The sequence below is a fragment of the Pantoea sp. EABMAA-21 genome, from assembly GCF_030053335.1.
GTDB lineage: Bacteria > Pseudomonadota > Gammaproteobacteria > Enterobacterales > Enterobacteriaceae > Pantoea > Pantoea communis.
Genome location: NZ_JASGBX010000014.1, coordinates 67,034 through 90,679, shown reverse-complemented (window position 1 = coordinate 90,679; position 23,646 = coordinate 67,034). Strand labels below are relative to the sequence as shown.

Here is a 23,646-nt window from a genome sequence, read left to right as displayed (position 1 = left end):
AATGGCGATATTTTCCGCTAATCACTTACCTGTAATTAAGCAAGAGATCAGGAAAATAATAAGGAGAATAATAATGACGATGAAAAGTAAATATCACTGGCCCTGAATTAAAATCACCGCGCCTGCCGCAACAGGCGCTAATTCGCTTGACGAATTATTTACCGTTCCACGCTTTCATACGCGCTTCACGTACCTGCAGCTGCTGTTCCGGCGTCAGTTTGTTGTAGTTCTCCGCCATGCCGCTTTCCCAATCGCCGTACAGCGGATTAGGCAGCACGATAAATTGCGTACCAAAGTGCTGATGATTGAGGTTAACGAACTGCTGACGCTGTGCATTACCCTGATGCCAGGTCGCGCCACCAAAGTCATTCAGGTTATCGCCCACGTACAACACCACATTATATCCGGCATTTTTAATCGCATCGAAGCGCGCCTGTTTATTGGAGTTTCCGGTGCTGAGACGCACGGTTTTGTCACTCACGCCGCTGAAGCCCAGCTTGTTGAGGTTGTCCACCGTCGCAGCGTAATCCTTCTGGTCGCGGTTCGAGACGTAGAACAGGGTGCCGCCATGGCTGTTGACGTAGTTGGCGAACTCCACCGCGCCCGGCACGGCGGTGGCCTGACGCGCCTGAGTCCAGGCTGACCAGGTTTTGCCGGAGAACGGCTGGCCGTTTTTCGCCTGCCATGCGCTATAGGCACTGTTATCGATCATAGTTTCATCGAGATCGACGATCACCGCTTTCGGTTTGCCCGCCAGCGATGGCGCAGCATCAAACGCCATACGCGCAGTGTTAAATGCCTGCCAGCTTAATGCCTGATACTCACCGGACTGCTGGAACCAGTTCACTGCCAATACCGATTGCTGGCCGAGCTGCTGCTGTGCCTGCTGTTTGGCCGGTTGCGCGCACCCGGTCAGCAGCAGTGCAAGAATGCCGGACGCTGCCAGCAAAGAGGTGTTTTTCATCAGATCATCCTTAAGTGATTATGGTCAGTTTGTGTAAAGCTTTAAAAATGTAGCAGTTAACGTAAGCTGTGGGCAGAAGAAAGCTGCCGCCCTGTCAAAGGAGACACTTATGTCACATGCCGGACCGCGTTCAACGCTGCTTGATGCCCTGCCGTGGCTCGATTATGCCTTTCAGCCTGCGGGCCAACCGGTGCCCACGGATGCCGCCTATGGCCAGCAGCGCCACAGCGCCCAGGTGGTGCTGGCAACCCAAAACCTGCCGCCGAAAAGCTGCGAGTCCGATGGCGTGATTGGGGAAAACCAGCTGCCGGTGGCGGTGTATACCGCTGACTGTTTGCCGGTACTGTTCGCTGATAGCGCGCAGCATCAGGTGGCGGCAGTGCACGCCGGATTAAAAGGCACGCTGAGTGGAGTGCTGAACAGTGCCATTGACGGCTTGCTTAATCTTGGCGCCCGCACTGAAACGCTGCATGTCGCCATCGGACCGGCGATTGGTCCGTGCTGTTATGAGCTGGGCAAAGATTTGGTGACGCAGATGCAGCAACGTGCAGATTTACCTGCGCTGCAGTGGGCAAGCGAGCAACCACGCAATAGCGCGGCGATCCGTCCGCAGGCGCGGGCGCATCATCAGGGCGTGTGGTTTGATTTGCCGCATCTGGCGCGAGGGTTGCTGTTACAGCGTGGCATTCCTGCCGAGCAGATCGAGGTGTTAAACGTCTGCACTTATTGCATGGCGGAGTCGGGATCGAGCTATCGCTACAACACCCATTTTGACAGCGGCTATCAATCGCGATTTTCGTGGATTCGTCGTCGCGACTGAGTGGCTGCACATCCTTGTGCAGCCCATTGCATCAGTGAATGATGGCGTTGAGTGCCAGCACACCGGCCAGGCCGAGGATCGAGATCAGCGTCTCCATCACCGTCCAGGTTTTCAGGGTTTCTACCACGCTCAGGTTGAAGTACCCCTTAAACAGCCAGAAGCCCGGATCGTTGACGTGTGAGGCGATCACGCTGCCCGAACCTACCGCCAGCACCATCAATGCCGGATCGGCATGCGTCACCGCGATAATAGGCGTGACGATCCCGGCGGTGGTGATCGCCGCAACCGTGGCCGATCCCAGCGCGATACGCAGCATCGCTGCCACCGTCCAGCACATCAGCAACGGAGAGAGCGACGATCCTTTCATCATGTCCGCGATATAGTTGCCCACGCCGCTGTCCACCAGCACCTGCTTGAACGCACCACCACCGGCAATAATGAAGACGATCATGGCGATGGCGGCAATCGACTCACCGCACATATCCATCACTTCTTCCATCTTGCGGCCATTACGCAGACCCAGCGTCAGCACCGCTATCACCACGGCAATAAACAGCGCCACCGCCGGGTTTCCGATGAACTCAAAGAACTGACGCAGCGGGTTTTCTTTTGGCGTGGTCAGCTCAAATACCGCTGCAATCGCCATCAGCACCACCGGGATGATGGCGGCGAAGATACTGATACCGAAGCCCGGCATCTCTTCTTCGGTGAAGATTTTCGGGTTATACAAGCCTTCCGGCGGCGACTTCTCAAAGCTTTTAAGGAATTTCGAGAAGATCGGACCGGCCACAATCACCGTCGGGATGGTGATGATCATGCCGTACAGCAGCGTGGTACCGAGGTTAGCGCCAAAGATGGTGGCGATAGCGGTTGGGCCAGGATGCGGCGGCAGGAAGCAGTGCGTCACGGAGAGCGCAGCCACCATCGGTACGCCGACGTACAGCAGCGGCAAACCGGCAGCAGCCACGATGGTGAACACCAGCGGCAGCAGCAGCACGAAGCCCACTTCATAGAACATCGCCAGACCGACGATCAATCCGGTGACCACCAGCGCCCATTGCAGGCGTTCTTTACCAAAAGCGGCAATCAGCGTAGTAGCGACGCGTTGTGCCGCACCGGTGTCCGAGACTAATCGCCCGAGCATGGCACCGAAGCCGAGGATCATCGCTAATCCACCGAGCGTCGAACCGATACCTTTCTGGATCGAGGCCATCACGTTGAGCGGCGTCATCCCTTCGGCAATACCCACCACCGCCGAGACAAACACCAACGCAATAAAGCCGTTGACCTTAAATACAATCATCAATACCAGCAGCAGTATCACACCCAGCACAATAATGGTTATTGGCATTTTTTATTATCCTTAGGAATACAGAGGGGTGATTAAGGTTTAGGCGCGGCCCGGCGAAAATGCCAGCCGCGCCATGGCATTACACGGCGACGCGCATACCGCCATCAACGAACAGCAAGTGACCATTGACGAAATCAGACGCGCCCGAGGCGAGGAACACCGCAGCACCGATCAGCTCTTCCGGTTTACCCCAGCGCGCCGCTGGCGTGCGTTTGGTGAGCCAACCGGTAAAGGCCGGATCGTCGGCCAGCGCCTGCGTCATCTCCGTGACGAAGTAGCCCGGTGCAATGGCATTCACCTGGATGTTATGGCGCGCCAGCTCGACGCACATGCCGCGCGTCAGCATGGTGACGGCCCCTTTGGAAGCGGCGTACGGCGTGATGGTGTCGCGGCCCAGTTCGCTTTGCATCGAACCGATATTGATGATTTTACCGCGCTGGCGATCGACCATTTTTTTCGCCACGGTTTGAGAGACCAGGAACACGGCGGTCTGGTTAACGGCAATCACGTCATTCCAGTCCTGCTCCGGGAATTCGAGGAACGGACGGCGGCGCTGGATCCCGGCGTTGTTAACCAGAATATCAATCGGTCCCCATTCGGCTTCAATCTCATCCACCGCCTGCTGCACCTGCGCAGACTGCGTCACATCAAAGGCTTTGGCATGGGCGCGCAGGCCCAGCTCGCGCAGTTTCGCCGCGCCCTGCTCTGCCCCCTCTTTGGTGGTGGCGTTGACGATCACTTCTGCGCCGGCTTCACCCAGGCCACGCGCCAGCAGAAAACCAATACCGCGCGCCGAACCGGTGAGTAATACACGCTTGCCTTCGAGGGAAAATAACTGACTCATCACTGCTCCTTAAAAGGTTAACTGGACTTTCGCCGCACGGGTTTTATCGCCGGCAAACTGCAAAGCCGCGTCGATGTCCTGCAAATCGTATTCACCGCTGAACAGCGGCAGCGGATTGACCACACCGTTCGCCAGCCACTCAACGGCGGTGTTGAATTCATGGGTAAAGCGGAAAGAACCGACCAGCTGAATCTCTTTGGCAATCAGCGCCATGATCGGGAAGTTCGGGATAGTGCCACCCATGCCGACCTGCACCAGCGTACCTTTGGCGCACACCACATCGAGGCAGCGCTGTAACGAGGAAGGATGGCCAGAAGCCTCAAACGCCACATCGAAATAGCCTTTGTCGGCCAGATAAGGCGTGAAATCGCCCTCGGCGGCATGGATCACATCGGTCGCGCCCATCTGCTGCGCCATCTCCAGCGAACGCTCGCTAATGTCGCTGCACACCACAGAGGCGGCACCGCGCGCTTTCGCCGCTGCGGCAATCAGGCAGCCAATCGGACCGACGCCGGAAATGAACACGTGCTTGCCGGTAAGATCGCCCGCCTGATGCGTGGCGTGAATACACACCGCCAGCGGCTCGGCAAACACCATCACGGTTTCATCAGCATCCTGTGGGAAAGGCACGCACTGTTTGCTGTCCACCACTTTGTACTGGGTGAAACCGCCGTCGACATGCGGCACATACATCGCACTGCCGAAGAAGCGCATCGAGGTGCACTGGTTTTCCTGATCGCGCTGGCAGTATTTGCACTCGCCGCACGGTTTGGAGGGATTGACCGCCACTTTCTGATTCGGCTTCAGGTCCGGGTTGTCGCTTTCCACCACATGACCAATCACTTCATGACCGAGGATCATCGGCATTTTGACTTCGAAGCTGCCGACTTTGCCTTCCTGATAGTAATGCAGGTCAGATCCACAAATGCCGCCGCGCGTAATACGCACCAGCGTGCCTGTGCCGTCCCAATTCACCTGTTGCGGTGCGACGCTGACCTGTTTTTTCCCGGTAATCACGCAGGATTGCGTTTCGATATTCATGGTTTCCCCATTTGTTGCTGTTGCAATGGGGGCTATCAAAGCGGGATCAGAGGCTGAAAACTGTGAACCAGATCACTCTAAATCATGTTACGAAATAGCTGTTACCTGGAACGTGAACTGCTCGTACAGAAGATGGAAGCGGGATCACTTTTTGCTGGGGAAAACCAAGACTCGTCTTGGGGATTAACCACAGTGAGCTATGTCATTATCGCCGCACCCTCACCCGGGAAAGTCGTCTGGATTGAGTCTGACAGGAGTCATAACTATAGAGCTAAATCATTAGCCCTCATCTTCAAGCTGTTTCAGGGTGCACAGGTCTCTTCCCGTGCCGGGCGAAGGAGTCCGAACCTTTCGCCTGCGACCTGTCGCCCTGCTTTTTTTGAGGTTTCTCACAGCCTGAACACCGCGAATTTCCATCCCAATCAATTCCCGCTAAAGTTGACTCATCCGACCACTTTCCGAGACTGTGTTCATGACTGAGCATTACGCCCACCTGTTTGCCCCGCTGGATCTGGGATTTACCCAACTAAAGAATCGTTTTCTGATGGGCTCCATGCACACCGGGCTGGAAGAACACACTGATGGCGCCACACGATTAGCCGCGTTTTATGCGGAGCGCGCGCGGGGAGGCGTGGCACTGATTGTGACCGGCGGCATCGCACCCAACCCACAGGGCGTGGTGGCACACGGCGGCGCCATCCTCAATCAGGAGAGCCAGTGCGACTGGCATCGCACCCTCACCGATGCGGTGCATGCCGAGGGCGGCAAAATCGCGCTGCAAATTCTGCATGCCGGGCGTTACAGCTATCAACGCGATTTGGTTGCGCCTTCAGCGTTGCAGGCACCGATTAACCCTTTCACGCCGCGCGAACTGAGCGATGGCGAGATTCGTCAGACCATTGCGGACTTTGCCCGGTGCGCCAGGTTGGCCCAGCAGGCCGGTTATGACGGCGTCGAGATCATGGGCTCCGAAGGTTATCTGATTAATCAGTTCCTGGTGGCGCACACCAACCATCGTGACGATGAGTGGGGCGGCGATGTGCAGCGCCGTCGGCGCTTTGCACTGGAGGTTACGCAGGCGGTGCGCGAGGCGGTCGGCCCGGCGTTTATCATCATCTTCCGCCTGTCGATGCTCGATCTGGTAAATAACGGCAGTTCGCTGGAAGAGACGCTGACGCTGGCAAAGGCGCTGGAGCAGCGCGGTGTAACGCTGTTTAACAGCGGTATTGGCTGGCACGAAGCGCGCATCCCGACCATCGCCACCTGCGTACCGCGTGCCGGCTTTGCGTGGGTGACGCAGCATCTGCGTGAAGCGGTATCCGTCCCCGTTATTGCCACTAACCGTATCAACCATCCGCAGGTGGCGGAATCGCTGCTGCGCGATGGCATTGCCGATATGGTGTCGATGGCACGTCCGTTTCTTGCCGATGCGGCCTTTGTGCGCAAAGCACAGGCCGGGCAGCCAGATGCCATCAACACCTGCATCGCCTGCAATCAGGCCTGTCTCGATCAAATCTTTGTCGGCAAGGTCACTTCCTGTCTGGTCAATCCCCGCGCCTGCCATGAAACCCTGATGCCGGTGATCCCTGCTGAACAGCCTAAACAGATTGCGGTGGTCGGTGCCGGCCCGGCGGGTATGGCGTTCGCGCTACAGGCAGCCGAGCGCGGCCATCAGGTCACGCTGTATGAAGCCGATGCGCAGATTGGCGGCCAGTTTAATATCGCCCGCCAAATCCCCGGTAAAGAGGAGTTTAGCGAGACACTGCGCTACTTCCGCCATCAGCTGGAGACACAGGGCGTGGCGATTCGCACCGAGCATCGCGTGAGCGCTGATGAGCTGGAAAGTGTGGATGAAGTGGTGATCGCCACCGGTATTGCGCCGCGTCAGTTGTCGATTCCCGGCATCGACCATGTCAGCGTACTCAGCTACCTCGATGTGATTCGCGATAAAAAGCCGGTCGGCCAGCGCGTCGCCATTATCGGTGCGGGCGGTATTGGCTTTGATACCGCCGAGTTTTTGCTGCATCAAAACGCGCACGAAGATTTCTATCAGAGCTGGGGCATCGATCACAGCTTGCAGGCACGCGGCGGGTTAGTCCGTCCACAGCCGCTGGCAGCGGATCGGCAAATCTGGCTGTTACAGCGTAAATCCGGCAAGCCCGGCGCCGGGCTGGCGAAAACCACTGGTTGGATCCATCGCGCCAGTTTGCAGGCGCACGGCGTGCAGATGTGGGGCGACGTGGAGTATCTGAAGATTGATGATGCCGGATTGCACCTGCGTCATCAGGGCGAAGCCGTCACTTTGGCAGTGGATAACGTGGTGATTTGTGCCGGGCAGGAACCGTTGCGTCAGCTGGCGGATGAGCTGGCCGCACGCGGTAAAGCGGTAAAGCTGATTGGCGGAGCCGATGTGGCGCAGGAGCTGGATGCTCGCCGCGCCATCGCACAGGCCACTGAGCTGGCGCTCAGCGTGTGATTAACGCAGTTTGACCGAACGCAGCACCACGAACTTGGCGTTAGACGCCACCAGCTCACAGTTGCCAAACAGCTTTTTCATTTTGACGTGATAACCGAGGTGGCGGTTGCCGACAATACGCAACTCGCCGCCGTACTGCAGGCAACGTTTGGCATCACGCAGCATTTGCCAGGCCAGATGATCGGTCACCGCGTGCTGCTGATGGAACGGCGGGTTGCACAGTACCGCGTGCAGACGATCCGACGGGAAGCCACTCAGCACGTTGTTGACGCGGAACTGACAGCGCGCCAGATCCTGCGGGCGGTTCACTTCCACGTTGAGCTTACTGGACGCCACGGCCATGTAAGATTCGTCATAGAACAGCACGTCCGCCTGCGGGTTCTGTTCCAGCGCCAATAAACCAATCACGCCGTTGCCGCAGCCAAGATCGAGGATTTCCCCTTCAATATCTGACGGCAGATGCTGCATAAAGAAACGCGCACCCACGTCCAGCGATCCGCGAGAGAACACGTTAGCGTGGTTGTGAATCTGGTAAGAGGAATCGTCCAGCGGCCACACCGTGGTCTCTGACACCTCCGGCAGCTGAGGTGCACTGTATGTGCAGTAGATCAGACGAGATTTTTTCCACGCCAGCGAAGTTTTGCTCTCACCCAGGATGCGATCGAACAGCTGCTGCGTAGAGTTGTGGATGTCTTTGGCTTTGGCCGCGCCGAGAATCAGCGTGTCTGGCGTCACCACTTTACGCAGCGCGCGCAGTTGGTGCTCCAGCAGAGCCAGCGCTTTCGGGATTTTAATCAGTACGACAGCAGGCGCAGCAGGCAGCGGCGCCAGGCTATCGATAAAGTGCACTTGATCTTCGTCCATCTCATTAAGACGCAGGTTCTGTTTCGCCGCCTGCTCGCTCAGCAGCGAGTCGCTGACGTGCCACACTTCACGGCCGTTCAGTCCGCAGGTCAGCGCACCAAAGCTGTCGTTGAACACCAGCACCGGTCCTTCTGGCAGTTCTTGCTGCAACAGATATTCATCGGCGGAATCCCACGCCTGTAACGGGCTTTCTTCACGCATCGGCGGGAAGCGCTGCAAGGTCAGCGTGCGATTGGTCAGTTCAAGTTGGCTCATGGAATCTCCGGCGTGGTACACTTTGCGCGATTTTCGCCCTAAAAAGGGGGCGCAGTATACTGTCTTTCGTCGGGAATCCCAATGTCATTAATCTATCTGCAGGGTTATCCTGAAAACATCCTCGAACAGGTGCAGTTGCTGATTGATAATCAGCGATTGGGCAGCTTTTTGCAGGAACGCTATCCTGACACGCACAATATTGTCAGTGACCGTGCGCTGTATGATTACACCCAGGCAATGAAAAATCGTTATATGCGCAGCGCGCCGCCAGTGAGCAAAGTGATCTGGGATAACAAAATCAAGGTGATGAAACATGCGCTTGGCCTGCACACCGCCATCTCGCGTGTGCAGGGCGGCAACCTGAAAGCCAAAGCCGAGATTCGTATCTCCACCTTCTTCCGTCTGGCACCGGAACCGTTCCTGCGCATGATCGTGGTGCACGAACTGGCGCACCTGAAAGAGAAGGATCACGACAAAGCGTTCTACCAGCTTTGCTGCCATATGGAGCCGGATTACCACCAGCTGGAGTTCGATGCGCGCCTGTGGATGACGGATCAGGCGATGCGCGGTAACGCGGCTTAAAGAAACTCCTGCGCCTTCTGAATCAAACTGGTTTTGGTCAAGGTACCCATAAAGCGGCGCTCTTGTGGATTGTTGAGCACCGGTAAACGCTCCAGCGTCACGCGAGCAAAGGCCTCCCAGCCTTCACGCATACTCTGGTTCTGATAAATGCACGGGAAGTTATCGTCCATCACGCTGCTGACCGGTGAATCGAGGGTGATCTCCTGTGACAGCACCTTGCGCGAGATATCATGGATTGATACTACCCCCAGGAATTGCCCCGCACTGTTGATCACATACACATAGCGTTCGCGCTTCAGCGAACTGACTGCCAGCGCCTGCCCCACAGACTCTTCCGGCTGGAGCGCCGCACCAGGAATGATCAGCTGATCTACGCGCATATTATCGAAATCGAATTTGGCTTCTGAGCGGCTAAAGTGGTTGCTCACCACCGGGTAGGTGCTGGCCGATTGCAGCCGATACACCACCATGGAAGCCAGCACCGAGGCGATCATGATCGGGAATAACAGGCTGCTGTTGAGCGTCATCTCCAGCACCATCAGCATCGCCATTAACGGCGCCTGACTCACGGCCGCTAATACCGCCGCCATACCAATCGCCGCGTAAAGCAGGCTATCGCCAACCGGCAGATGAAGTGCCACGCCCATCTGCGCCAGCGCCACGCCGAGCAGCGCACCAATCAGTAGCGAAGGGGTAAACAGACCGCCCACCGCGTTCGATCCCACCGACAGCGTGGTGGCCAAGGTTTTGAGCACCAGCAGGCCAATCAATCCAGCCAGCACATAGTGACCATCGATAATCTTCACGATCACTTCGTAGCCGTTGCCCAGAATATCGGTGGATATAAGCGCCAGAAAGCCCACCGCTAAGCCACCAAGCCCCAGACGTGCTGGCAATGATTTAATACGACCAAATAGCGTTTTGCTGCGGGCAATCAACTTTATCAGCAACCAACCGGCAAAACCGGCCACCACGCCAATCAGAATGGTCATCAACAAACTGCTGATATCCATCTGGAACAAGGCTTCGGAGAGCGGATAGAGCGCACTGCGAAAGCCAAGTGACCACATGGTCATCACCGCCACCGCCGAGGCGACAATCAGCGGGATCAGCCGCTGCAGCGCCGAGATACCAAAGGCAATTTCAGCGACAAATATCGCTGAGGCCAGCGGCGCGTGGTACACCGAAGAGAGCCCTGCCGCTGCCGCCATCGCCACAATATCGCTGTTACGCATCTGCGGGAACCAGCGGCCCATCAGGCTGCCACTCAGCGCGGAGAGCTGCACCATCGGCCCCTCTTTACCAATCGAAGCACCGCTGCCGATACTGGCAATCGAGGAGAGTGCACGAAACAGCGAGGTTTTGGTCGGCACCGCATCCAGGCGCGCGTTGATCACTTCGAGATAGTCGGTTTTAACCGTTTCCTGTTTCTCAATCGCCACCGCATAGCGCAGGAAGAACCCCGCCAGCACACCGCCCGCGCCCACCAGCAGCGGCCAGAAGATCCATGGCCAGACATGCATCGCCACGGTGATTTCGCTATCGCTGTTAAACAGCAGGCGGTTAATCAAATCAATGACGCCGCGAAATGCTAAGGTCACCAGCGACGCGACGAATCCCACGGGGATAGCAATCAGCAGTGTGGTCCAGTTCAATGCATGTTTACTTCCACTCACCCGCGCGTCCCCGCTAGCTGGTTAAAAAAATGTGCCGCATCATCATATTGGAATGCGGATCGCATGATCAAATTTCGTCTGACGAACGATCCGCTGAACATGCTACTCTGCCGCTTTACTGTTGCAGGAGTACAAAGCCGTGATTCGTTTTGCCATTGTGGGAACCAACTGGATAACCCGCCAGTTTATCGACGCCGCGCATGAGACCGGCAAAATGAAGTTAAGCGGTGTCTATTCGCGCCAGCAGTCACAGGCGGATGCCTTTATCGCTGACTATCCCTGCAAACTTACCTTCACTTCCCTCGACGATTTGGCGGACAGCCCGGAAATCGATGCGGTATATATCGCCAGCCCGAATGCGTTACACGCTGAGCAAGCGATGTTGTTTATGTCGCACGGCAAACATGTGATTTGCGAAAAGCCGATGGCATCGAATCTGCGTGAGGCCGAGGCGATGATCGCCTGCGCGCGCCAGCATCAGGTAGTGCTGTTTGAAGCATTTAAAACCGCCAGCCTGCCGACCTTCCTGCAACTGCAGAACACCCTGCCGCAACTTGGCAAGCTGCGTAAAGCGTTGATTAACTACTGCCAGTACTCCTCACGCTATCAGCGTTATCTCGACGGCGAAAATCCCAATACTTTTAATCCGCGCTGGTCGAACGGTTCGATTATGGACATTGGCTTTTACTGCCTGGCCGCTGCCGTCACATTGTGGGGCGAACCGCAGCAGGTGAAAGCGCAGGCTTCGCTGCTGGAGAGTGGCGTCGATGCGCACGGTGCAGTGGTGCTGAGCTACGGCGATTTTGATGTCACGCTGCTGCACTCCAAGGTGAGCGATTCACTGATTCCGAGCGAAATTCAGGGCGAAGCCGGCTCACTGGTGATTGAGAAAATCTCGGAATGCCAGCAGTTACGCTTTATCCCACGCGGTGGCGAGAGCCAGAATCTGACGCAACCGCAGCATATCAACACCATGCTGTATGAAGCCGAGGCCTTTGCCCAACGGGTTGAGCAGCGCCAGGTCGAGCATCCGGCACTGGAAGCCTCGCGCATCACAGCAAAACTGCTGACGGAAATCCGCCGCCAGACTGGCGTGGTGTTCCCGGCAGACCAGGCTCAAGTGTAAATATTGCAGAATATTTCAAACTCCCCATTGAATCCTTGCGCGGTTGGACGTATCTTGACCGCTGCAAAGGGGAGTAACTTGTAAGCTGATTGATCGTCATTACGATGCTAAACGCATCCGGTCGTCAGGCAACCCGGAATCTATTCTGAGTTGTAAGTGAGACCTTGCCGGAAGGCGAGGTTTGCTTGCAGCTTGATCAAAGCGGCTAACGTCTTCTGACTTAGCCGCTTTTTTATTTTCCGGACAGGAATACAACTATGCACACTGTAGGCACACCGTTACTCTGGGGCAGCTTCGCTGTTGTTGTGCTCATCATGCTGGCGATCGATCTCTTCTTACAGGGACGTCGCGGCGCACAAACCATGTCATTCAAGCAGGCCGCCGTTTGGTCGCTGGTATGGATCTTCGTTTCTCTGCTGTTCAGCGCTGCGTTCTGGTGGTACCTCGAAGGCACCGCGGGCCGTGAAGTGGCGACCGCACAAACCCTTGCCTTCCTTACCGGCTACGTGCTGGAAAAAGCACTGGCGGTGGATAACGTCTTCGTCTGGCTGATGCTGTTCAGCTACTTCGCTATTCCGGCAAACCTGCAACGCCGCGTGCTGGTGTATGGCGTGCTGGGCGCGATCGTATTGCGTACCATCATGATCTTCGCCGGCAGCTATCTGGTGACGCAGTTCAGCTGGATCCTCTACGTGTTCGGCGCTTTCCTGCTGTTCACCGGCCTGAAAATGGCGTTTGCCAAAGAAGGCGATGACGCGGCAGTGGGCGACAAACCGGTGGTGCGCTGGCTGCGTAAACATCTGCGCATGACGGATAATCTCGAAGGCGAGAAGTTCTTCACCCGCAAAAATGGCGTGCTGTTTGCCACCCCGCTACTGCTGGTGCTGATCATGGTGGAGCTAAGCGATGTGATTTTCGCGGTTGATAGTATTCCGGCGATCTTCGCAGTGACGACCGATCCCTTTATCGTCCTGACCTCGAACCTTTTCGCGATTCTCGGTCTGCGCGCCATGTACTTCCTGCTGGCGAACGTGGCTGAGCGCTTCTCGATGCTGAAATATGGCCTGGCGATTGTGCTGGTGTTTATCGGTATCAAGATGCTGATCGTCGAGTTCTACCATATCCCGGTGGGCATCTCACTGTCGGTGGTGGGCGTGATTCTGGGCGGTACCCTGCTGATTAACGCCTGGGTTAACCACAGAAACGACCAGAAACGCATCTCATCATAATCTTCTGCAGGGGCGGTAATCGCCCCTGCTTTGTTTCGCCAGCTGCAAATTTCACCTTTCATAGCTCTGTCACATTTCACATCGTCAGCAGATCAAAAAACCGATCTGCGCCGCACGTCCAGAATTATCTCTTCCCTCACCAGGACTTTTCCTTATACTCCGCCGGGCAAACCGTTTGGCGCGGAGCAACCGCGCACAACACTCATACCGCTATAAAAAGACCGAACTATGCTAAATAACTTTATTGGACGTCTGGGCGCGCTGTTCGCAGGAAGCCTGGTAAAACAAATCATGATTGGCCTGATTGCCGGCGTAGCGCTGGCGTGGTTCTCACGTGATGCCGCTCTGGCCGTAGGTCTGCTGGGTGAACTGTTCGTTCGCGCCCTGAAGGCGGTGGCCCCGCTGCTGGTGTTGGTTTTGGTGATTTCTTCGATTGCTAATCATCAACAAGGGCAGAAAACCAACATCCGTCCCATCATCATGCTCTATCTGTTGAGCACCTTCTTTGCCGCTGTGGTCGCAGTCACCTTGAGCCATCTGTTCCCGCAAACTCTGTCAATGAACGTGGGCGCAACCGAAATTTCACCGCCGTCTGGCATTACCGAAGTGCTGCACGGTCTGTTGATGAGCATGGTGGCTAACCCGATTGACGCGTTACTCAACGCCAACTATATCGGCATTCTGGTGTGGGCCATCGGCCTCGGTCTGGCCTTCCGCCATGCCAGCCCAAGCAGCAAGGCGTTTCTTACCGATGCTTCGCATGCGGCGACGTGGGTGGTGCGTTGCGTGATTCGCTGTGCGCCGCTGGGGATTTTTGGTCTGGTGGCCTCGATTCTGGCCTCAACCGGCTTTGGTGCACTTGAGGAGTACGCAACGCTGCTGGCGCTGCTGCTGGGATGCATGGCCATCATGGCATTGGTGGTGAATCCGATTCTGGTGTTCCAAAAAATTCGTCGTAACCCTTATCCGCTGGTGTTTACCTGCATCCGTGAAAGTGGCGTGACCGCCTTCTTTACCCGCAGCTCTGCCGCAAATATTCCAGTAAATATGGCGATCGCCAAACGCCTGAATCTTGATGAAGATACTTATTCTGTGTCTATTCCGCTTGGCGCGACGATCAGTATGGCGGGCGCGTCGACCACCATCACGGTGCTGACACTGGCGGCGGTACACACGCTGGGCATTTCCGTGGATGTGCCGACGGCAATCCTGCTGAGTTTTGTGGCCTCGATTTGTGCCTGTGGCGCCTCGGGTGTGGCCGGCGGTTCGCTGCTGTTGATTCCGGTCGCCTGTAACATGTTCGGGATTCCGAATGACCTGGCGATGCAGGTAGTGGCCATCGGCTTTATCATCAGCGTATTGCAGGATTCCGCCGAGACGGCGCTGAACTCTTCAACCGACATTCTGTTTACGGCAGCGGTGTGCCAGGCGGAAGCCGAGCGCGAACCGCGCACGGTGTCTGAAGCAGAATAAATTGGCATTGCACAGGGCGGCATTCATGCCGCCCTTAAGATAAGCAGGTGTGATTGATGTCAGATGCACATCGATCGCACCTGATGTTTACAGCGTGACACCGCTCTTAAATATCGCTAACTCGCGGAAATCATTGGCTTCGTTACGCGCCGGTTGACCGTTGGCAATCGCCACAATCATATCGACGAAATCCTCCAGCATCTCCGGCATGCTCATGCCCTCAATCAAACGCCCGGCATTAAAATCGATCCAGTGCGGCTTCTTCTCTGCCAGCTGCGAGTTGGTGGCAATCTTCACGGTAGGCACGAATCCGCCATAGGGCGTGCCGCGTCCGGTGGTGAACAACACCATATGACAACCTGCGCCCGCCAGCGCGCTGGTGGCCACCGCATCGTTTCCTGGCGCGCTCAGCAGATTGAGGCCAGGCGTGACCAGACGCTCGCCATATTTCAGTACATCCACCACCTGGCTCTGCCCGGCTTTCTGCGTGCAGCCAAGGGATTTCTCCTCCAGCGTGGTGATACCGCCCGCCTTGTTACCCGGCGATGGGTTCTCATAGATCGGCTGCTGATGGTCGATAAAGTAACGCTTGAAGTCGTTGATCATCGCCACGGTTTTATCGAAGGTAGCTTCGTCACGGCAGCGGCTCATCAAAATGCGCTCTGCACCAAACATTTCCGGCACTTCGGTCAGCACTGTAGTGCCGCCGTTAGCGATCATTTGATCGGAGAAGCAGCCCAGCATCGGGTTGGCGGTGATGCCAGAGAAACCGTCAGAACCGCCGCACTCCAGTCCGAACTTCAGTTCGCTGAGCTTACCCGGCTGGCGCTGATCGCCACGCATCACATTGTACAGCGCATGTAGCTGCTCCAACCCCGCTTCGACTTCGTCGTCCTGCTTCTGACACTCCATAAAGTGCACGCGGTCACTGTCGAAGCCGCCCAGCGTTTCGCGGAACACATCCACCTGATTGTTCTCACAGCCCAGACCAATCACCAGCACCGCACCAGCATTGGGATGGCGTACCATGTTTTGCAGCATGGTGCGGGTGTTTTCATGATCCTGACCGAGCTGAGAACAGCCAAACGGGTGGCTGAACAGGTGCACCCCATCGATCCCTTCTGCCTCGTTGGTCTCCTTGAGGAAGCGCGACAGAATCTGCCGGGCGATGCCGTTCACACAGCCCACCGTTGGCAGAATCCACAGCTCATTACGAATACCGACTTCACCACTGGCGCGGCGGTAAATCTGCACCTCGCGATCGCCGGCCTGAGCGGGGATATCGAGAAACTCCGGCTGGTAGTCGTACTCATCCACATCGCTCAGATTGGTGCGGGCGTTGCTGGAGTGAATGATTTCGCCAATGGCGATCGGGCGCGTGGCATGGGCAATCGGCAAGCCGTATTTGATCACCAGCGCATCCGTTGCCAGCGGCGTCAGCGCGAATTTGTGACCGCGCCCAACCTCTTGCTGCAAGGTAATGAACTGGCGATCAATCTCGACTTTGGTATCGGCAGGTAAATCGCGCAGCGCTACCGCCACGTTGTCGCGCGAATGTATTCTTATCGCATCTTGCATAGCGTTATCTCAGTTGTACCAGCGCCGTCCGCATCCCGTGGACAACGATGTTTTGCAGGTGTTGGCTGACTGCGGCCACTAATCCGGGCCGCTGAGTGAGATCTTCGCCCCAGTGTGAGCGGTTGCTGAGTACCGCCTGCACCAGCTGTTCCGGGGTCAATGTGTCCTGGTTTACCGCTGGCCACAGCTCCGCGAACTGCTGCAACCAGTGGTCGTCGTCTTGTAAAGTCCACTGCTGGTCGCCCTGCTTGCCGCGATAAAACGCCAGTAGCGCGGCAAAGGCGAAGGTCAGGCGCGGTGGCCATTGGCCGGTTTGCTGCTGAGACAACAACAGCTGTGGCAGCAAACGGGTACGGAATTTGGTCATGCCGTTGAGTGCAATCGAAAGCAGCGCATGGCGGATAAACGGATTGCGGAAGCGACGCTGTACTGCATCGGCAAAGGCGTGCAGTTCATCGCGCAGCAGATCCAGCGTCGGAATCACTTCCTCACGCAGCAGCGCATTAACATAGTTCGCAATGGCGGCGTCATCCATCGCCTCGCCGACGCTCTCCAGTCCGGCCTGAAACGCCACCGGCACCATCGCGGTGTGCGCACCGTTGAGGATCGCCACCTTCTGCGCTTTGTAGGGCGTGATGTCATCGACGAACTTCACTTCCGGCGCCAGCGCGGCGAGTTTCAGTTCTTGCGCCAGCGCATCGGGCCCCTGAATCACAAACTGGTAATAAACTTCGCCAGCCACCAGATAGCGATCTTCGTAACCCAGTTGTGCAGCGATATTGGTGCCATCGGCTGGATAGCCAGTAACGATGCGATCCACCAGCGTGTTATAGAACGCACAATGATCCAGCACCCAGCGGGCAAATTCCGGCGGCAGCTGCCAGTGCTTGATATAGCGCAGCACCAGATCACGCAGTGCATCGCCGTTGTGATCGATTAACTCGCACGGCACGATCAACCAGCCTTTCTCTGCCGCACCGCCAAAGTGGCGGAAGCGCGCCCACAGCAGTTGTGTCAACTTGCCTGGGAAGGAAGAGGCGGGCGCATCCTCCAGCCGATCCTGCTCAACAAAGGCAATGCCTGCTTCGGTGGTATTAGAGAACACAAAGCGCATCTGCGGCGCACGGGCCAGTGCGAGAAAACCTTCAAACTGCTGATAGGGCTGGATCTCGCGATTGAGGCTGCGGATTAGGCGGGTTTCACTTACCTGCTCGCCCTGCGTGTTCAATCCACGGATCAGCGTGGTGTACAAACCGTCCTGCTGATTCAGTGAGTCTTCCACCACGCGATTGCGCGGCCGCACCACCACCACGCCCGCATCGGTGCCCTGATGCTCATTGAGCCAGTCGAGCTGCCAGTCAATAAACGCCCGCAGGAAGTTGCCTTCCCCAAACTGGATCACGCGCTCGCTATAGCTTACGCCGGGGAAATCGTGACGGTTTAGCCGCTGCATCATCAGGCTCCCAACTCAATGCCGAAGTAATCGCGCGCGTTGTTGAAGCAGATGTTTTGCACCATCTGTCCCAGCAGTGCTTCGTCGGCTGGCGCTTCACCGCGCTCAACCCAGTTGCCAATCATCTGGCACAGCAGGCGGCGGAAATACTCGTGGCGGGTATAGGAGAGGAAACTACGGCTGTCGGTGAGCATACCGACGAAGCGACTCAACAGGCCGATTTGCGCCAGCTGCGTCATCTGACGATGCATGCCATCAAGCTGATCGTTAAACCACCATGCGGAACCAAACTGCATCTTGCCGGGTTCACCTTCGCCCTGGAAATTGCCCGCCATGGTCGCCAGCACTTCGTTGTCGCGCGGGTTAACGCAATAAAGGATGGTTTTCGGCAGTGCATTGTTGCGGTTCTGCGCATCCAGTAAACGGCCCAGCGGGATCGCCATCGGCGCGTCATTGATGGAGTCAAAGCCTACATCCGGGCCGAGAATATCGAACTGCCGACGATTAGCATTACGCAGCGCGCCAATGTGATATTGCTGCGCCCAGCCGCGACGCGCATATTCGCTGCCAAGCCACACCAGCACCGCTGTTTTGAACTGCGCCACTTCTTCTTGCGTCGGTGCAGCACCTTGCAGGCGACGCGCCAGGATACTATCCAGCGTGCTTTCATCGGCCTCGGCAAACAGCACTACGTCCAGCGCATGGTCGGAGATTTTACAGCCGTGTGCGGCAAAATGATCGAGACGCAGGCTCAACGCGCGGCGCAGATCATCAAAACGTTGCACGCTGACATCGGCGACCTGTTCCAGGCGCTGAATCCACGGCAGGAAGGTATCCAGCTCAATGTTGAAGGCTTTATCCGGACGCCAGCTTGGCAGCACTTTAACGCTAAAGCTGGCATCGTCCGACAGCGTGCGATGGTGCTGCAGATCGTCAAGTGGATCGTCAGTGGTACCGACCATTTTCACCTTCATCTGCTGCATGATGCCGCGTGCGCTAAAGGCATCCTGCGCCAGCAGCTCATTGCACTGCTGCCAGATGCGATCCGCGCTCTGCTCATTCAGCAATACATCGGTAATGCCAAACGGACGGCGCAGCTCAAGGTGCGTCCAGTGATACAGCGGATTGCCAATAGTGTGCGGCACCGTGCGTGCCCAGGCGTTGAATTTCTCGCGATCGCTGGCGTCGCCGGTGCACAGCGCTTCGGGTACGCCATTAGCACGCATCGCTCGCCATTTGTAATGATCGCCTTTCAGCCAAATGTCATAGAGATTGGTGAAGCGGTAATTTTCGGCAATCTGCTGCGGCGGTAAATGGCAGTGATAGTCGAAAATCGGCTGGTCTTTGGCGTAGTCATGGTACAGACGACGGGCGAACTCGCTATCGAGTAGAAAATCCTCACTCATAAAACGCGACATACCTGCTTCCTCATGTTTGGGGCCAATTGGCTTCTGATTCAAAGTTATCATACCAATTTTGACGATCGGCAAAATTGTTTGCGATAGACCTCACAATAATGACAGTTTCCCTGTGGATATATGGAAAAAATAGTCAGCCACATTGCACTAACTTGCTGTTATAACGCCTGTTTAGCGGATCACACAGCACATGCAGGGTTTTTGTGATGGCATTCAACTTTTAAAGTTGTATAACAAGTTAATCTCTCGCCTCGTTGATGCCGAACCTCATGGCACATCTCATAACAACAAGGCGGCAGGTCTGATTCGTCAACGCCGCCAGCGGGAGTGCTCAAGTACTCCCCTACCTTTAATGGCAAGTGTTACGACAGACTGGAAGAGGTTAATGATGCGTAAGATCAAAGGGCTACGCTGGTACATGATTGGGCTGGTGACAGTGGGCACCATACTCGGTTACCTGACACGTAATACCATTGCCGTGGCCGCGCCGACGCTGGAAACGCAGCTGGGTATTACCACTCAACAATATTCCTATATCGTCGCCGCCTATTCGGCGTGCTACACCGTGATGCAACCTGTGGCAGGTTATGTGCTGGATTTGCTGGGCACCAAAATTGGCTACGCGGTGTTTGCCATCCTCTGGGCGATCTTCTGTGCTGCCACCGCCATGGCAGGCAGCTGGGGCGGTTTTGCGCTAGCACGTGGCGCGGTGGGCGCGGCCGAAGCGGCGATGATTCCTGCAGGCCTGAAAGCCAGTAGCGAATGGTTCCCGGCCAAAGAGCGTTCCGTCGCGGTAGGCTACTTCAACGTTGGTTCATCGATTGGTGCGATGCTGGCGCCACCGCTGGTGGTATGGGCGATTCTGGCGCACAGCTGGCAGCTGGCCTTTATCATTACTGGCGTGCTGAGCATGGCGTGGGCGTTGTGCTGGTTAATATTTTATAAACATCCTAAACAGCAAACCAAGCTCAGCGATGAAGAGCGTCACTACATTATTTCCGGTCAGGAAGTACAGCATCAGACCGGCAATAACAGCAAAATGTCAGCCCGTCAGATTCTGCGTAATCGTCAGTTCTGGGGTATTGCCCTGCCACGTTTCCTCGCGGAACCGGCATGGGGCACCTTTAACGCGTGGATCCCGCTGTTTATGTTTAAGGTCTACGGCTTCAACCTGAAAGAGATCGCCATGTTCGCCTGGATGCCGATGCTGTTTGCCGACCTCGGCTGTATCGTCGGTGGTTACCTGCCACCGCTGTTCCAGCGCTGGTTTGGCGTGAACCTGATTGTGTCGCGCAAACTGGTGGTCACCATGGGCGCGGTGCTGATGATTGCACCGGGCACCATTGGTTTGTTTACCAGCCCTTACGTAGCGATTGGTTTGCTGTGCGTCGGTGGCTTCGCCCATCAGGCACTGTCCGGTGCATTGATCACCCTCTCCTCGGATGTATTTGGCCGTAATGAAGTGGCCACGGCAAATGGCCTGACCGGCATGGCCGCGTGGACCGCCAGCACCCTGTTTGCGCTGGTGGTGGGTGCATTGGCTGATACGCTGGGCTTCAGTCCGCTGTTTGCCGCGCTGGCAGTATTTGACCTGCTCGGTGCCTGTGTGATCTGGACCGTGCTGAAAAACCAGCCGGTATCGGAGCTGGACGTTCAGCACGTGGCACAACCGGCAACAGCTCGCACTTAATCTCCACGCTTTGGGCTGGCGCACGTCAGCCCATTTCCTCCACCCGGTCAAAGTGGTATAACAACTCATCCTTCCCTGCCACAGCGAACCGCGCAATGGATCTGAACGAATCCCGTCGTCTTTACCAACAACTCGCCAGTGAACTCAAACGTCGTATCGAGGCGGATGATTATCGCGTGGGCGATAAGCTGCCTGCTGAACGCCTGATCGCTGAAGAGATGGAAGTCAGCCGCACTGTGGTTCGCGAAGCCATCATTATGCTGGAAGTGGAAGGGTATGTTGAAGTACGTAAAGGCTCAGGCATCCACGTCATCAGCAATCAACAGCAAAACCGCGAGACCACCCCCAGCCAGCTGGAATTTGCCAGCTTCGGCCCCTTTGAGCTGTTACAGGCGCGCCAGCTAATTGAAAGTAACGTGGCCGAGTTTGCCGCCACCCAGGTCACGCGTCAGGACATCATGGCGTTGATGGCGATTCAGGAAAAAGCCCGCCAGGAAGACCATTCACGTGATTCAGAATGGGATATGCATTTCCACGTCCGCATCGCGCAATCCACGCAAAACAGCGCGCTCGCCGCGATTGTCGAGAAGATGTGGTTGCATCGCCTGCACAACCCTTATTGGCTCAAGCTGCACGAGCATATTGATGCGCGCAACATCACCAGCTGGTGCGACGATCATGACCAGATTCTGAAAGCACTCATGCGCAAAGATCCCGCCGCCAGTAAGCTGGCAATGTGGCAGCACCTGGAAAATACTAAACAGATGCTGTTTAACGCCACCGCCGACGATTTTGAATTTAATGTCGACCGTTACATGTTTGCGGAAAATCCTGTCATCCTGCCGGAAGGTAATGACAATTCTTATTGATTCTGCTGCATTTCCAGGCGAATAAGTCAGTTAATCTGCAATAGTGTCAGCTCATGTAAAGCTCCTTTTGAGCATCTGCGTCAAAAGGTAAAACTCCTGTGCGAGCGCCACTTTACACTGTCTGACCTGCGTGATTTTTGTTACAGTTATCGCCCTTTTCTTACCCTTTGCGACAGGGCTTTAAAAAGTCGCTGATTTAACAATCAATTCTGGATGGATCCGGAAATCCCGCAACGGCTGCATACCAAAAATGTATAACCAAGCCAGCCTGCGCCTCAGCCCCTTACGGGCACGTTTAACAATGATGTTCAGGAATGATTGATGGATATTTTGAAAGCATTGCTGCATGCCTTGTGGCAGCAGGATTACGAAATGCTCTCCGACCCGACACTGGTTTGGGCCATTTATGGCGTGCTGTTCTTGATCCTGTTTCTCGAGAATGGCCTGCTACCCGCCGCGTTTCTGCCCGGCGATAGTCTATTGATTTTAGTCGGTGTTTTGATTGCCAAAGGCACCATGGGTTTCCCGCTGACCATCCTGATTTTGACCACCGGCGCCAGTCTGGGCTGTTGGGTAAGTTACATTCAGGGCCGATGGCTAGGGAATACGCCAACGGTACAGAAGTGGCTCTCGCACCTTCCGGCGCAATATCATCAACGCGCGCACAGCTTATTCCATCGCCATGGTCTTTCGGCCTTGCTGATCGGTCGGTTCATTGCCTTTGTGCGCACCCTGCTGCCGACCATAGCGGGGCTTTCTGGCCTGAGTAATGCACGCTTTCAGTTCTTCAACTGGATGAGCGGCTTCCTGTGGGTGCTGATTCTGACGGTACTGGGCTTCGCGCTGGGTAAAACGCCGATTTTCCGCCGCTATGAAGATGAACTGATGTTCTGCCTGATGCTGTTACCGCTGGTATTGCTGGTGATTGGTCTGGTGGGCTCTCTGGTGGTGCTGTGGCGTAAACGTCAGTCTTCACGCAACGGGAATTCACAGCCATGATCAGATTCCGTGGATTCCCAAGGCGCTTCGTGCCCTGGGCACTTGGCGCTGCGCTGGCGCTGCTGGCGGTGATCTTTGTACCTTCGATGTTGCAGCACGATACCGTGGTACAGATTCGCGTCGCACACAATGGCACCAATTTGCCGGATGGCTTTTATCTGTATCAGCAGCTGAGTGCGCAAGGTGTGCGTATCAAAAGCATTACACCTGCGGGCGATGCGCTGCTGATTCATTTCGAAAATGAAGAACAAAGCCTTGCCGCCCAAAAAGTGCTGAAACGCTTGCTACCACAGGGCTTTGTCGTTGCAAGCGGACCGCAGGCTTCGCAGCAAGTACCTGACAGTAACCGCCCAACTTATAGCTGATTTCCACCGTCTGATGACAAGCCAGACGGTGAATCAATCCTCGCTATCCCCGCGTCTTCGTTGAATTTTTTCGTCTGCTGTCTATGCTTAAAGGTAGCGCGAGTTAAGACAAGCTGGGACGCTTCTCCTGCCCGGTTTGCGGCAGGTCATCAACAATGGAAGGTAAAACCTGATGAAACATCAATTACTGCTGGGTGCTATTCTGTTCTCTCTCTCGGGATCTCTGATGGCAGCTGAAACGCTGTGTCAGCAGAAAGAACACGATATTCAGCGTGAAATCGACATGGCTAAACAGCACGATAACCAGCGCCGTGTGACCGGGCTGGAGCGCGCGCTCACTGAAGTACGTGCGAATTGTACTGATGAAAGACTGAAGTCAGCCCACAGCGAACGCATTGCAGAGCAAAAACACAAAATTGCGGAACGTGAGCGTGAGTTGAAGGAAGAGCGTCAGGATGGCGACAAAGATAAGATTGAGAAGCGCGAACGTAAGCTGGAAGAGGCACAGCACGAGCTGAAAAAGCTTGAAGCTGAGCCTTACTAATCGGACTTAAATAAATGATGTAATGGAGA

At 55.9% G+C, this 23,646-nt stretch carries 20 protein-coding genes; 11 read left to right on the top strand and 9 right to left on the bottom strand.

Going from position 1 to position 23,646, the window contains the following annotated elements:
• Positions 1 to 154: 154 nt before the first annotated feature.
• Entirely contained in the window at positions 155 to 964 is an 810-nt protein-coding gene (locus QMZ65_RS19230; RefSeq protein ID WP_283216514.1) for a 5'-nucleotidase, lipoprotein e(P4) family, read from the bottom strand.
• A gap of 109 nt (positions 965 to 1,073) precedes the next feature.
• Here QMZ65_RS19230 and QMZ65_RS19225 point away from each other — a divergent pair, with 109 nt between their 5' ends.
• A complete protein-coding gene (locus QMZ65_RS19225; protein WP_097119547.1) occupies positions 1,074 to 1,784 on the top strand; it encodes a purine nucleoside phosphorylase YfiH/LACC1 family protein in 711 nt (236 codons plus the stop codon).
• Between the two features lie 31 nt (positions 1,785 to 1,815).
• On the opposite strand, the gene QMZ65_RS19220 is transcribed toward QMZ65_RS19225, so the two are convergent.
• The 3 genes from QMZ65_RS19220 to idnD form a co-directional block, all read right to left on the bottom strand.
• Positions 1,816 to 3,135, bottom strand: a complete 1,320-nt coding sequence (locus QMZ65_RS19220) for a gluconate:H+ symporter (RefSeq protein WP_045831845.1) — start codon at positions 3,133 to 3,135, stop codon at positions 1,816 to 1,818.
• A 79-nt stretch (positions 3,136 to 3,214) separates the two neighbouring features.
• Positions 3,215 to 3,979, bottom strand: coding sequence for a gluconate 5-dehydrogenase (idnO, locus tag QMZ65_RS19215; RefSeq protein WP_034830987.1), 765 nt, complete (start codon positions 3,977 to 3,979; stop codon positions 3,215 to 3,217).
• 9 nt (positions 3,980 to 3,988) lie between these two features.
• Positions 3,989 to 5,020, bottom strand: a complete 1,032-nt coding sequence (gene idnD, locus QMZ65_RS19210; protein WP_097119546.1) for an L-idonate 5-dehydrogenase — start codon at positions 5,018 to 5,020, stop codon at positions 3,989 to 3,991.
• A 472-nt stretch (positions 5,021 to 5,492) separates the two neighbouring features.
• Here idnD and QMZ65_RS19205 point away from each other — a divergent pair, with 472 nt between their 5' ends.
• A complete protein-coding gene (locus QMZ65_RS19205; RefSeq protein ID WP_283216513.1) occupies positions 5,493 to 7,496 on the top strand; it encodes an NADPH-dependent 2,4-dienoyl-CoA reductase in 2,004 nt (667 codons plus the stop codon).
• Here the strand turns inward: QMZ65_RS19205 and rlmG are convergent, their stop codons facing one another.
• The gene (gene rlmG / locus QMZ65_RS19200) at positions 7,497 to 8,615 is read right to left on the bottom strand and encodes a 23S rRNA (guanine(1835)-N(2))-methyltransferase RlmG (RefSeq protein ID WP_038644545.1); all 1,119 of its coding nucleotides are present in this window, start codon (positions 8,613 to 8,615) and stop codon (positions 7,497 to 7,499) included.
• An 81-nt stretch (positions 8,616 to 8,696) separates the two neighbouring features.
• Between rlmG and QMZ65_RS19195 the strand changes: the two genes are divergently transcribed.
• Entirely contained in the window at positions 8,697 to 9,197 is a 501-nt protein-coding gene (locus QMZ65_RS19195) for a M48 metallopeptidase family protein (RefSeq protein WP_034830993.1), read from the top strand.
• On the opposite strand, the gene QMZ65_RS19190 is transcribed toward QMZ65_RS19195, so the two are convergent.
• Positions 9,194 to 10,873 (bottom strand): chloride channel protein, encoded by a 1,680-nt coding sequence (locus tag QMZ65_RS19190; protein ID WP_283216512.1) that lies wholly within the window; start codon positions 10,871 to 10,873, stop codon positions 9,194 to 9,196. The genes QMZ65_RS19195 and QMZ65_RS19190 overlap by 4 nt on opposite strands.
• Before the next feature lie 139 nt (positions 10,874 to 11,012).
• Here QMZ65_RS19190 and QMZ65_RS19185 point away from each other — a divergent pair, with 139 nt between their 5' ends.
• The 3 genes from QMZ65_RS19185 to sstT all read left to right on the top strand — a co-directional run bounded on the left by QMZ65_RS19185 (position 11,013) and on the right by sstT (position 14,701).
• Complete coding sequence (locus tag QMZ65_RS19185) at positions 11,013 to 11,999, top strand: Gfo/Idh/MocA family protein (protein ID WP_283216511.1); 987 nt, start codon at positions 11,013 to 11,015, stop codon at positions 11,997 to 11,999.
• Positions 12,000 to 12,256: 257 nt separating this feature from the next.
• Positions 12,257 to 13,228, top strand: a complete 972-nt coding sequence (locus QMZ65_RS19180; RefSeq protein WP_283216510.1) for a TerC family protein — start codon at positions 12,257 to 12,259, stop codon at positions 13,226 to 13,228.
• A 228-nt stretch (positions 13,229 to 13,456) separates the two neighbouring features.
• Positions 13,457 to 14,701, top strand: a complete 1,245-nt coding sequence (gene sstT / locus QMZ65_RS19175; RefSeq protein ID WP_058959524.1) for a serine/threonine transporter SstT — start codon at positions 13,457 to 13,459, stop codon at positions 14,699 to 14,701.
• A gap of 87 nt (positions 14,702 to 14,788) precedes the next feature.
• On the opposite strand, the gene QMZ65_RS19170 is transcribed toward sstT, so the two are convergent.
• From QMZ65_RS19170 to uxaC, 3 genes are read right to left on the bottom strand one after another with little or no spacing between them, the layout of a single operon-like run.
• A complete protein-coding gene (locus tag QMZ65_RS19170) occupies positions 14,789 to 16,279 on the bottom strand; it encodes a UxaA family hydrolase (RefSeq protein WP_097119535.1) in 1,491 nt (496 codons plus the stop codon).
• A 4-nt stretch (positions 16,280 to 16,283) separates the two neighbouring features.
• Positions 16,284 to 17,732 carry a tagaturonate reductase gene (locus tag QMZ65_RS19165; protein ID WP_283216527.1) on the bottom strand — a complete coding sequence of 483 codons (1,449 nt, stop codon included), beginning with the start codon at positions 17,730 to 17,732 and terminating at the stop codon, positions 16,284 to 16,286.
• Between the two features lie 2 nt (positions 17,733 to 17,734).
• On the bottom strand, positions 17,735 to 19,150 hold the full coding sequence (gene uxaC, locus QMZ65_RS19160; RefSeq protein WP_097119533.1) for a glucuronate isomerase: 1,416 nt from the start codon (positions 19,148 to 19,150) through the stop codon (positions 17,735 to 17,737).
• A 388-nt stretch (positions 19,151 to 19,538) separates the two neighbouring features.
• Between uxaC and QMZ65_RS19155 the strand changes: the two genes are divergently transcribed.
• The 5 genes from QMZ65_RS19155 (at position 19,539) to QMZ65_RS19135 (ending at position 23,617) form a co-directional block, all read left to right on the top strand.
• The gene (locus tag QMZ65_RS19155; RefSeq protein ID WP_097119559.1) at positions 19,539 to 20,840 is read left to right on the top strand and encodes an MFS transporter; all 1,302 of its coding nucleotides are present in this window, start codon (positions 19,539 to 19,541) and stop codon (positions 20,838 to 20,840) included.
• Between the two features lie 95 nt (positions 20,841 to 20,935).
• Positions 20,936 to 21,709: a transcriptional regulator ExuR gene (gene exuR / locus QMZ65_RS19150; RefSeq protein ID WP_034829188.1), complete on the top strand. Its 774-nt coding sequence runs from the start codon at positions 20,936 to 20,938 to the stop codon at positions 21,707 to 21,709.
• Positions 21,710 to 22,030: 321 nt separating this feature from the next.
• Positions 22,031 to 22,708 carry a DedA family protein gene (locus QMZ65_RS19145; protein WP_034829190.1) on the top strand — a complete coding sequence of 226 codons (678 nt, stop codon included), beginning with the start codon at positions 22,031 to 22,033 and terminating at the stop codon, positions 22,706 to 22,708.
• Positions 22,705 to 23,073, top strand: coding sequence for an EnvZ/OmpR regulon moderator MzrA (gene mzrA / locus QMZ65_RS19140; protein ID WP_211728492.1), 369 nt, complete (start codon positions 22,705 to 22,707; stop codon positions 23,071 to 23,073). Before QMZ65_RS19145 ends, mzrA begins: the two co-directional genes overlap by 4 nt.
• Positions 23,074 to 23,245: 172 nt before the next feature.
• Positions 23,246 to 23,617 carry a DUF1090 domain-containing protein gene (locus QMZ65_RS19135; RefSeq protein ID WP_097119530.1) on the top strand — a complete coding sequence of 124 codons (372 nt, stop codon included), beginning with the start codon at positions 23,246 to 23,248 and terminating at the stop codon, positions 23,615 to 23,617.
• Positions 23,618 to 23,646 lie beyond the last annotated feature (29 nt).